Origin of the sequence: Thermoflavimicrobium dichotomicum, from assembly GCF_900114055.1 — a bacterium.
GTDB classification, from domain to species: Bacteria; Bacillota; Bacilli; order Thermoactinomycetales; family Thermoactinomycetaceae; genus Thermoflavimicrobium; species Thermoflavimicrobium dichotomicum.
In genome coordinates this window covers 25,908-34,733 of the sequence record NZ_FORR01000027.1, presented here as the reverse complement: position 1 = coordinate 34,733, position 8,826 = coordinate 25,908, and the positions used below count along the sequence as shown (strand labels likewise).

The following is an 8,826-nucleotide window of genomic DNA, read 5'->3' as shown; positions in this document are numbered from 1 at the left end:
GGTGGGGCAGATGATTGGGGTGAAGTCGTAACAAGGTATCCCTACCGGAAGGTGGGGATGGATCACCTCCTTTCTACGGAGTTTATTTCCGAATAACCATTTACTTCTTCTTGGGTCATGCCATCTCACTCTTTGGTTTTCAGGGAATATGTTCTTTGCTTTTGAAAAATAGACCTCTTTGGAACCTGCTTTTAGGATTCAGAGAGGTTTTTGTATGAAGTTACTTATAGATGCATTTAACTTGTATCATGCCGCGGGATGGAGCAGTTGGTAGCTCGTCGGGCTCATAACCCGAAGGTCGCAGGTTCGAATCCTGCTCCCGCAACCAATATGGCGGCGTAGCTCAGCTGGCCAGAGCGTACGGTTCATACCCGTAAGGTCGGGGGTTCGAGGCCCTCCGCCGCTACCAAGGTTGTTATCGCAACTGAAAAGGCTGAAAGATTCGGCATCAATCCATAGGGATTGGTGTCGTTTTTTTATCGGCACCTTTGAATAGGTGCCAGTACCTTTTAGGCTGATGCATTTTTTGATAGATTGAGCAGAACAACGCCTGCGATAATCAAAATGATCCCGATCAGCTGAGCAATATTTAACGATTCTTTCCAGAACCAATAGCCAATGATCGCTGTGAGAGCTGTTCCAACTCCAGACCAGATGGCATAGCTAATACCCAGAGGGATATATTTGAGAGAAAGAGAGAGAAAGTAAAAAGCTGTTCCGTAACCGATGATGACAATGAGACTGGGTACGAGTTTGGAAAATCCTTGGGATGCTTTTAACGAAGAAGTAGCGATCAGCTCGCCAAAAATTGCGATGAATAGGTACAGATATCCTTTCATGACGTTTCCTCCTCGATGAGATGGATTAAGCGTTCAAGAATCTGTTTACGTTGTTCTGGATTGGGGGGAGCCAAGTTGATGAAATGAGCGAGCCAGATTCCATCTGCTGCAAAACGAATTAGGGAAGCAAGTGCTGGATCCAGGCCATCATCTTCTATGCGTTGTTGCCATTTACGATAATAGGATTGAATGGGTTCAAGTAGCTGAGGATGGGTTGCAACAGCAGTAAAAATACCTAAACTCATCGGACTTCCTTCTTCAATCTCTTTAAAGGTGGCACGAACAAAGGCACGTGTCCATTTTCCAGGTCTCTCTCCCATTTCAGCCACTTCTTTATTCAGTTCATTTTCAAATTGAGAAAGAACATAATCAATCATTCCCTTAATCAGTGCTTCTTTACTGGGGAAATGATAAAGAAGTCCACCTTTGCTAACTCCTGCGTTTTTGGCTACAGCATCTAAAGTCAGATGGGCGATGCCTTCGGTCTGTACCAAGTGATATGCTGCCTGTAAGATAGCATGACGTGTTTGAAGTGATTTTCGTGGACACATCTTTTTCACCTACTTCAAAATCGATTGGCAATTTAAATATACCGTCTGGACGGTATAAAATCAACTTTATTTGATCTGCTTTTTTGGATCGAATATGTAAAAATCAACACATTAATGGAGAATGATTGGTTAAATATTCTTTACGGTTTTTCATGTTTGTGAGAAAATAAATGAGTCATGGAATAAAAACATATGTTTGTAGAAAGGTTGGGCCAGCAGCGATGATGACTTTAACCAACGATTGGGCCGATATTTTGAGAGAAGAGTTTACCAAACCATACTTTTTAGAGTTGAAGGCGTTTTTGGAAAAGGAATATGAGACTGAAGTGATTTATCCGCCAAAAGAAGAAGTTTTTTCTGCTTTAAACTTGACTTCGTATGCAGATACCAAAGTGGTCATTTTGGGTCAAGACCCTTATCATGGAGCAGGACAAGCCCATGGATTGAGTTTCTCGGTAAAACCAGGAGTGAAGCAGCCGCCTTCTTTGAAAAATATTTTCAAAGAGCTTCATGATGACTTGGGATGCAGTATTCCCAATCATGGCTATTTGGTCAAATGGGCAGAACAAGGAGTTTTGATGCTCAATACTGTTTTGACGGTTCGGGAAGGAAAGCCGAACTCACATAAAGGAAAAGGATGGGAAACCTTTACCGATCAAGTGATTATGGCATTAAACCAACGCGAGAAACCTGTCGTGTTTCTGTTATGGGGCAAGCATGCACAAGAGAAAAAGTCACTGATCACTCATTCGCATCATTATATCATTGAATCCGCACACCCAAGCCCCTTTGCCGCGAAAAAAGGTTTCTTTGGCAGTAAGCCATTTTCCAAAACCAATCAATTTTTACGTGAAATCGGATCAGAGGAAATCGATTGGCAGATTCCTGATCTGGAAGGGTAAGTGGATCGAATTCAACGTATGAGCAAACCTGGCAACTTTACATAAAAGTGTAGATACGAAGGATGACCACACGTCTCCTATTGACATAATGATAAAAATATGAAAAAATATCTACAAATAAGATTTTTATATAAACATGGATCTTTTACAAACGAATACTTTTGCTATTTGACTGCCTATGTTTGTTCAAGCTTCCTTGCCGGAAGATAGTACACAGACAATAAGCCAGTCAAACTACAGGATACGTGTGTAGTTTGACTGGCTTCATTATTTTTCAGCCAAAAGGAAGGATGAAAGTGGGAGCCTTAAGTGGGATTACGATTCTTGATTTAACAAGGGTGTTGGCAGGTCCTTTTTGTACGATGATTTTAGGCGACTTGGGAGCTGATGTGATCAAAGTGGAAGGGCCGCACATCCAGGATGACACCAGAGGCTGGGGCCCTCCTTATACCGGAGGTGAAAGCGCTTACTATCTGTGTGCGAACCGCAACAAACAAGCCCTGTCGTTAAACTTGAAGTCGTCTCGTGGCAAAGAAGTGTTAAGAAAGTTGATTGCCCGTTCGGATGTGGTGGTAGAAAATTTTAAAGCCGGTACACTGGCACGACTGGGATTTGATTTTCAAACCATGGAAAAAATCAACCCCCGTATTATTCTGGCCTCGATTACGGGCTTTGGACAAACGGGACCGTATAAACATGAACCGGGCTATGACTATATCATTCAAGCCATGTCAGGTTTGATGAGTATTACAGGTGATCAGGCATCTGGCCCGTTAAAAGTGGGGGTGGCCATCGCCGATGTATTAACGGGTTTGTATACAGTCATTGGGATCCTAGCGGCTTTACAAGAGAGGAATCGATCCGGAAGAGGACAGCAAATCGACATTGCTTTATTGGATTCCCAGATATCGGCACTGGTGAATGTAGCGAGTAACTATCTGAACTCGGGAGAAATACCCCAAAGACTGGGAAATCAGCATCCCAATATTGTTCCTTATCAGGTGTTTCAAACCAGCGATCTGGAGATGGTAGTGGCAGTGGGCAATGATCATCAGTTTGCGAAATTCGCTGCCATTTTGGGACGACCGGAGCTGGCTGAAGATGAGCGGTTCCGAACCAATTCCAAGCGGGTGGAACATAAGGAGGAATTAATTCCATTGATTGCAGCATGCATGAAACAAGAATCGTTTCACCACTGGCATGTTTTATTAAAAGAAGCCGGGATCCCACATGGGCCGATTCAGGATTTTCCGAGTGTATTTGCGGATCCCCAGGTACACGCAAGGGAGATGGTCGTGGAGATGAAGCACCCGACCGCAGGATCGGTCAAACTGGTCGGCAGTCCACTGAAATTGTCAAGAACGCCAGTGGAGATGCGAAGACATCCACCACTATTTGGTGAGCATACCGAAGAGATTTTACAGTCTTTGGGTTACACCGAGGATGAGATCAAAGAGATGAAAGCCAATCAGGATATATAGGGGGAATGAACGATGTTGAATTTTTCACTAACCGAAGAACAGGAAGCTGTGAGAAAGATGGTACGCAAGTTTGTCGATCGGGAAATCATCCCTTATATTCAAGAGTGGGATGCGAAGTCCCATTTTGAGACGGGAATCTTGAAGCGGTTGGCAGAGTTGAATTTGATGGGCGTTTGTATCCCCGAAAAATACGGCGGAATGGGCATGGATTACAATACGCTGGCCATTGTGTGTGACGAATTGGAGCGGGGAGATACTGCTTTTCGCACAGCCGTCTCTGTCCATACGGCCCTCAATAGTATGACCCTGTTACAATGGGGCAATGAATACCAGAAAGAAAAATACCTGATTCCTCAAGCACAAGGTCAAAAGATCGGTGCATTTGGTTTGACCGAGCCCAATGCCGGTTCTGATGTGGGGGCGATCCAGACAACTGCACGGCGGGAAGGAGATGTTTATGTTTTAAATGGTTCCAAAACATGGATTTCACTGTGTGATGTTGCTGATCACTTTTTGATTTTTGCCAAAACCGACCCAAGTAAAAAACATGATGGGATTAGTTGTTTTATTGTGGAACGTACCTTTTCAGGTGTGACGACAAAAGCGATTAAAGGGAAATTGGGAATTCGTGCAGGCAATACGGGAGAAGTGTTCCTGGAAGAGGTACGGGTCCCAAAAGAAAATCTGGTAGGAGAAGAAGGAGAAGGATTTAAAATTGCGATGTCGGCACTGGACAATGGGCGATTCACTGTTGCCGCAGGTGCTTGTGGATTGATCCAGGCCTGTCTGGAAGCGAGTCTCAAATACTGTCATGAGCGGAAAACATTTGGCAAGGAAATTGGCAAACACCAATTGGTTCAACAAATGATTGCCAAGATGTCCGCCAATCTTGAAATCTCCCGTTTGCTTGTCTATCGTGCCGGGTGGCTGAAAAATCAAGGCAAACGAAATACCCGCGAAACGTCATTGGCGAAATGGTTTGCCTGTGATGCGGCTTTTGAAGCGGCCAGTGATGCCGTGCAGATTCATGGGGCGTACGGTTATTCCAATGAATATCCGGTCGAAAGATATTTGCGCAATGCGAAGGCACCTGTAATCTATGAAGGAACCCGCGAAATTCATACGATCATGCAAGCCGAATATGCTTTGGGATACCGAAAAGATAAACCGTTAAGAAAGATGTTGCCATCATGGCCGTTTGCCGAATAAAAGCGATCATGCGATGAGTGATGGCTCAAGGGATGGCGGAGGAAGCGAGGGAGACTCTGAGGCCATCTTCAGAAGGAGATTCCCTCGCAACCAAAGCCATCTCCTATTCCAAAAATAAAGTGAAGGATGTGATTGGATGTCTTTTGCCCATACATATTTTATTGCTGGCCATGCACGGCTACCTCAAGGTATGGCAGCCAAAAATGTATATGATACGCTAACGATTACAGCAGAAATTGATCGGAAATATGGAGTCATCATTCAGGCATCCTGCACATTGGCTACTTCACATGGAAGGGATTTTGTGGGGGAGTTACTTCGGGGAATCAGTCTTAAAGATGGCATCGAAGAGCCGATTCGCCTGTTGCAGCAACATTATCGGGGACGAGCGATCCACGCTTTGACAGCGGCGCTCAGAGACCTGTATGCCCAGTTTGAGCAGTTAGGGATCAAATAGGAATGGGTTGTTGTACGGAAAAAACGAGTTTGCCTTATGTTACTGAGCAATACAATCAGAAGGATGAAATTTTCTATAAAGCGGAGGGATGGGTTCCTTGCGGAGTGACTGTGATGGTACAGAAGTCGTCACGGAGGAAGGAACTCATCCCGAAGCGCGGGAGAAATGGATCCATATTTTCAAGGATAGTCTCCGCACTTACTGCTAAAAGTAAGTACTTTCAGCTTGTTGAAAAAGTATCCGTTATATGCCGGTTTTCCTTTTCCGTTTCACTCCCGTTGCTTAAAAACGAGCAAGAAGTCGTTCAACTGGAAAAGGAAAACCGGGTTTGTCAACAGCCTCTGCACTTACTGCTAAAAGTAAGTGCTTTTTTTTGACTGCGATTTCATTATGCAGATTGGAATAGGACTATGCAAATACGCATAATTCCTATTCATGCTTGATCCATGAGCATAAGAAAACAGCTACTGACCCAATGGCAATCAATCCTGAAGCATATTTGCGAGAGTGGCTTAAAAATCCATACTTGGAACAACGTTTTTAAACTGTTTTTCTGCAGGAACGGAAGTTGGCATCCTTTTTGCAGATAAAACGAAGTGGATAGCTTTGAAAATTCCCCTTATATCAATGGAGAGTGGATAGATTCGTACAGAAAGGGAGAATGAAGGTGACACGTTCATTTATTCGGCTGAAGACGGAAATACCAGGACCGAAATCAAAAGAATGGCTGGCAAAACGGAATCAACATGTGCCACGCGGGACATTCAATGCGACACCGGTGTTTATTGAGCGAGGCGAAGGAGCACTGGTTACGGATGTCGATGGGAATACCCTGATCGATTTTGCGGGAGCCATCGGCAGTTTGAATGTAGGGCATTGCCCCCAAAAGGTTGTGGAAGCCTTACAAGAGCAAATCACGAAGTATCTTCATCCTTGTTTTCATGTCATGATGTATGAACCTTACATTCAATTGGCTGAAAAGCTGAATGAGATCACACCCGGATCGTATGAGAAGAAAACGTTTTTTCTCAATAGTGGAGCAGAAGCAGTAGAGAATGCGGTGAAAATCGCCAGAAAATATACAGGAAGAAAAGCGATCCTTTCGTTTGAGCGGGGATTTCACGGTCGGACGTTGCTTGCCATGTCTTTAACCAGCAAAGTAAAGCCATACAAATTTGGTTTTGGCCCATTTGCACCCGATACGTACAAACTTCCCTATCCTTACTATTATCATGCTCCTGAGGGATGGACACCAGATGATGTGGATGACATGATCTTGCAACAAATCGAGGAATTCTTCCTGAAAGAAGTGCCTGCTGAGGATGTGGCCGCTATTATTATAGAGCCTGTCCAGGGGGAAGGCGGATTTGTAGTCCCATCGAAAAAGTTTGTCCAGGGCATAAGGCAGATTTGTGACCAGTACGGCATTCTCATGATTGCTGATGAAATCCAGACAGGATTTGGACGAACCGGAAAAATGTTTGCCATCGAGCATTTCCAAGTGGTGCCTGATTTAATCACCATGTCCAAATCGATTGCAGCAGGGATTCCGATCAGTGCGGTAACCGGACGGTCGATGATTATGGATGCACCGGAACCGGGACAAATCGGCGGAACCTATGGAGGTAGCCCGCTGGGGTGTGTGGCCGCTTTGGCAGTCATTGAGATGATTGAACAAGAACAATTACTGGAGCGTGCTTGTGTCATTGGTGAGAAGATTCGTACGCGCTTTGGCGAGATCAGAGAAAAATACGAGATCATTGGGGATGTCCGGGGATTGGGAGCCATGTGTGCATTCGAAATCACTTCGATTCCGCATCGTAATCAATCAGGTAAAGAGTTGGTCGGACAAATCCTTTCCAAATGTTATCGCCGGGGAGTCGTCATGATGTCGGCGGGTCTGTATGGAAATGTGATTCGTGTTCTGGCACCGCTTGTGATCACGGATGAACAGCTACAGGAAGGATTGGATGTAATTGATGAAGCGATCGCACAAGTTGTCAAAGAGGGGTGAGACCATTCATGGAATGAGGTATGTATCGATGAACAGGAAAAGAATGGAAAATATTGTCCCGAGTCATTTTCTGAACCCAATGGAGCATGAAAAACCTCCTGCTGTGAAATTTCATGGCCAGGAGGTTTTTTCATCGTTTATCCATCCACAAAAGATCGCTCTTTCACCAGTTCAAATCGTCCATAGCCCACTGCGGTTTTGGCACCGACGCCAGTCCATTCGAGAGCTTGAAGAATCATTTTTTTAATTCGCAAGACATCGTCCTGGCCTTGCGCATCCTGTCGGACCGGTGCAATGGCGAAGACAAAGGGTTGCCCCTCTGCAACCGTCAGGCAAGGAATAGGGCGAGGGTTAAACCACTCAAGTGCGGGGTTTTTCTGTGGATTTTGATAGCACGAATCAAAATGAGGCGTGATGACATCCACTTCGATGCGAATGCGATCAGTGGGAAGAACGTCGAAAAAGATCACGTTGCCCATCTGTTTCTGTGCTTTATGGGGTTCCGAACCGAAAAGGCGCATGCATGTTTTCTCATCCAGCTTTAACCAGTCGCGTGCCCAGGAGCGGATCGCTCCCTTGAGGGAAGAGCCAGGCATATAAGATGTCCCGAGTGTTGGGTGCCAGGCAAATCCGACTTCGGTGGGTGGGGAGAGACCAATGCCCGTAATAAAGCGGCTGATGGTTCGGCAGTAGAGCAGGATACCTTTTTGTGCCTGCACCAGTTTCTCCAGACGGGATACAGCGCGTTGGATCAGCCTGTCGCTTCCCGTTTTGCCCTGGATCTTTTCCATCCATTTCAGCTTGTCATCCCCCAGGTACCATAATTGGGACTCATCGTATTGGACCCAGTCATGACAAAATTTATGATACCAAAGACCCGCATGTTTGGAGGGGAGCCGCCCGTGATGGAGATGGCGATCGGCTTGGTACAAGGGAAGAAGAGAGTCTTGCTTTTTTGACCGATTCTTTTTGTCTTGCGGTTTTTTGCGGTGTTCTTTTTCTGGTGTGCTTTCCAAATCTTTTCAGATAGGCATAGGCGAACTGTTTATGCCATTTCAGCCAGGCCATTGCTTCATAGACCGCAATGCGGTACGTCCTGGGATCAGCAAGGCGGATGGCATCGAGCAGGTCGATCCCGGACTGGAAGGGAGATTGGGGATGATCACTGCATAACCAGTCCTGCAAATCTGCATATAGCCAATAGCTTGGATTCTCCTGGAAAAAGGGATCGCGTGCCGCTTTGGCTACCTGTTTGGCGAGCGCTTGCCCCAAGCCGTTGTAGAGAATGTCCAAAGAGCGTTGACATAACTTACATACTCATCTCCGGGCTTTTTCCATTTCGAGGGCTGTTGGTCGACTAACTTCCTTCGTTT

The 8,826-nt window shown here is 45.4% G+C and carries 10 protein-coding genes, 2 tRNA genes and 1 rRNA gene; 9 read left to right on the top strand and 4 right to left on the bottom strand.

Annotation, left to right across the window (positions count from 1 at the left end; translation table 11 throughout):
- From BMZ78_RS17080 to BMZ78_RS17070, 3 genes are all read left to right on the top strand, one after another.
- Positions 1-73 (top strand): 16S ribosomal RNA (locus tag BMZ78_RS17080); the annotation flags it as partial.
- Positions 74-252: 179 nt separating this feature from the next.
- Positions 253-328 (top strand) — tRNA-Met (locus BMZ78_RS17075).
- Between the two features lie 4 nt (positions 329-332).
- A tRNA-Met gene (locus tag BMZ78_RS17070) sits at positions 333-409 on the top strand.
- 100 nt (positions 410-509) lie between these two features.
- Here BMZ78_RS17070 and BMZ78_RS17065 read toward each other — a convergent pair.
- The gene (locus BMZ78_RS17065) at positions 510-839 is read right to left on the bottom strand and encodes a DMT family transporter (protein WP_093231607.1); all 330 of its coding nucleotides are present in this window, start codon (positions 837-839) and stop codon (positions 510-512) included.
- Positions 836-1,390, bottom strand: a complete 555-nt coding sequence (locus BMZ78_RS17060; RefSeq protein WP_093231606.1) for a TetR/AcrR family transcriptional regulator — start codon at positions 1,388-1,390, stop codon at positions 836-838. The genes BMZ78_RS17065 and BMZ78_RS17060 overlap by 4 nt, the downstream gene beginning before the upstream one ends.
- Before the next feature lie 221 nt (positions 1,391-1,611).
- Between BMZ78_RS17060 and BMZ78_RS17055 the strand changes: the two genes are divergently transcribed.
- From BMZ78_RS17055 to gabT, 5 genes are all read left to right on the top strand, one after another.
- Positions 1,612-2,292, top strand: a complete 681-nt coding sequence (locus tag BMZ78_RS17055) for a uracil-DNA glycosylase (RefSeq protein ID WP_093231611.1) — start codon at positions 1,612-1,614, stop codon at positions 2,290-2,292.
- 296 nt (positions 2,293-2,588) lie between these two features.
- Positions 2,589-3,773: a CaiB/BaiF CoA transferase family protein gene (locus BMZ78_RS17050; protein WP_425263950.1), complete on the top strand. Its 1,185-nt coding sequence runs from the start codon at positions 2,589-2,591 to the stop codon at positions 3,771-3,773.
- A gap of 15 nt (positions 3,774-3,788) precedes the next feature.
- Positions 3,789-4,982 carry an acyl-CoA dehydrogenase family protein gene (locus tag BMZ78_RS17045; protein WP_093231609.1) on the top strand — a complete coding sequence of 398 codons (1,194 nt, stop codon included), beginning with the start codon at positions 3,789-3,791 and terminating at the stop codon, positions 4,980-4,982.
- Between the two features lie 136 nt (positions 4,983-5,118).
- Positions 5,119-5,439 (top strand): DUF3870 domain-containing protein, encoded by a 321-nt coding sequence (locus BMZ78_RS17040; RefSeq protein WP_093231605.1) that lies wholly within the window; start codon positions 5,119-5,121, stop codon positions 5,437-5,439.
- A gap of 661 nt (positions 5,440-6,100) precedes the next feature.
- Positions 6,101-7,453: a 4-aminobutyrate--2-oxoglutarate transaminase gene (gene gabT / locus BMZ78_RS17030; protein ID WP_093231603.1), complete on the top strand. Its 1,353-nt coding sequence runs from the start codon at positions 6,101-6,103 to the stop codon at positions 7,451-7,453.
- Between the two features lie 137 nt (positions 7,454-7,590).
- Here gabT and cmr6 read toward each other — a convergent pair whose 3' ends face one another.
- Positions 7,591-8,112 (bottom strand): type III-B CRISPR module RAMP protein Cmr6, encoded by a 522-nt coding sequence (gene cmr6, locus BMZ78_RS17025; RefSeq protein WP_245739898.1) that lies wholly within the window; start codon positions 8,110-8,112, stop codon positions 7,591-7,593.
- Here cmr6 and BMZ78_RS19240 point away from each other — a divergent pair.
- Positions 8,071-8,277, top strand: a complete 207-nt coding sequence (locus BMZ78_RS19240; protein WP_245739899.1) for a hypothetical protein — start codon at positions 8,071-8,073, stop codon at positions 8,275-8,277. The genes cmr6 and BMZ78_RS19240 overlap by 42 nt on opposite strands.
- Before the next feature lie 37 nt (positions 8,278-8,314).
- Here the strand turns inward: BMZ78_RS19240 and BMZ78_RS17020 are convergent, their stop codons facing one another.
- Positions 8,315-8,746, bottom strand: coding sequence for a type III-B CRISPR module-associated protein Cmr5 (locus tag BMZ78_RS17020; protein ID WP_093231601.1), 432 nt, complete (start codon positions 8,744-8,746; stop codon positions 8,315-8,317).
- Between the last annotated feature and the right edge of the window lie 80 nt (positions 8,747-8,826).

What these genes read in the sequence shown, in the direction of transcription:
- BMZ78_RS17055 (WP_093231611.1), top strand. Translation starts at nt 1,612, where the DNA reads ATGATGACTTTAACCAACGATTGGGCCGATATTTTGAGAGAAGAGTTT.
- BMZ78_RS17040 (WP_093231605.1), top strand. Translation starts at nt 5,119, where the DNA reads ATGTCTTTTGCCCATACATATTTTATTGCTGGCCATGCACGGCTACCT.
- gabT (WP_093231603.1), top strand. Translation starts at nt 6,101, where the DNA reads ATGAAGGTGACACGTTCATTTATTCGGCTGAAGACGGAAATACCAGGA.
- BMZ78_RS17060 (WP_093231606.1), bottom strand. Translation starts at nt 1,390, where the DNA reads ATGTGTCCACGAAAATCACTTCAAACACGTCATGCTATCTTACAGGCA.
- BMZ78_RS17065 (WP_093231607.1), bottom strand. Translation starts at nt 839, where the DNA reads ATGAAAGGATATCTGTACCTATTCATCGCAATTTTTGGCGAGCTGATC.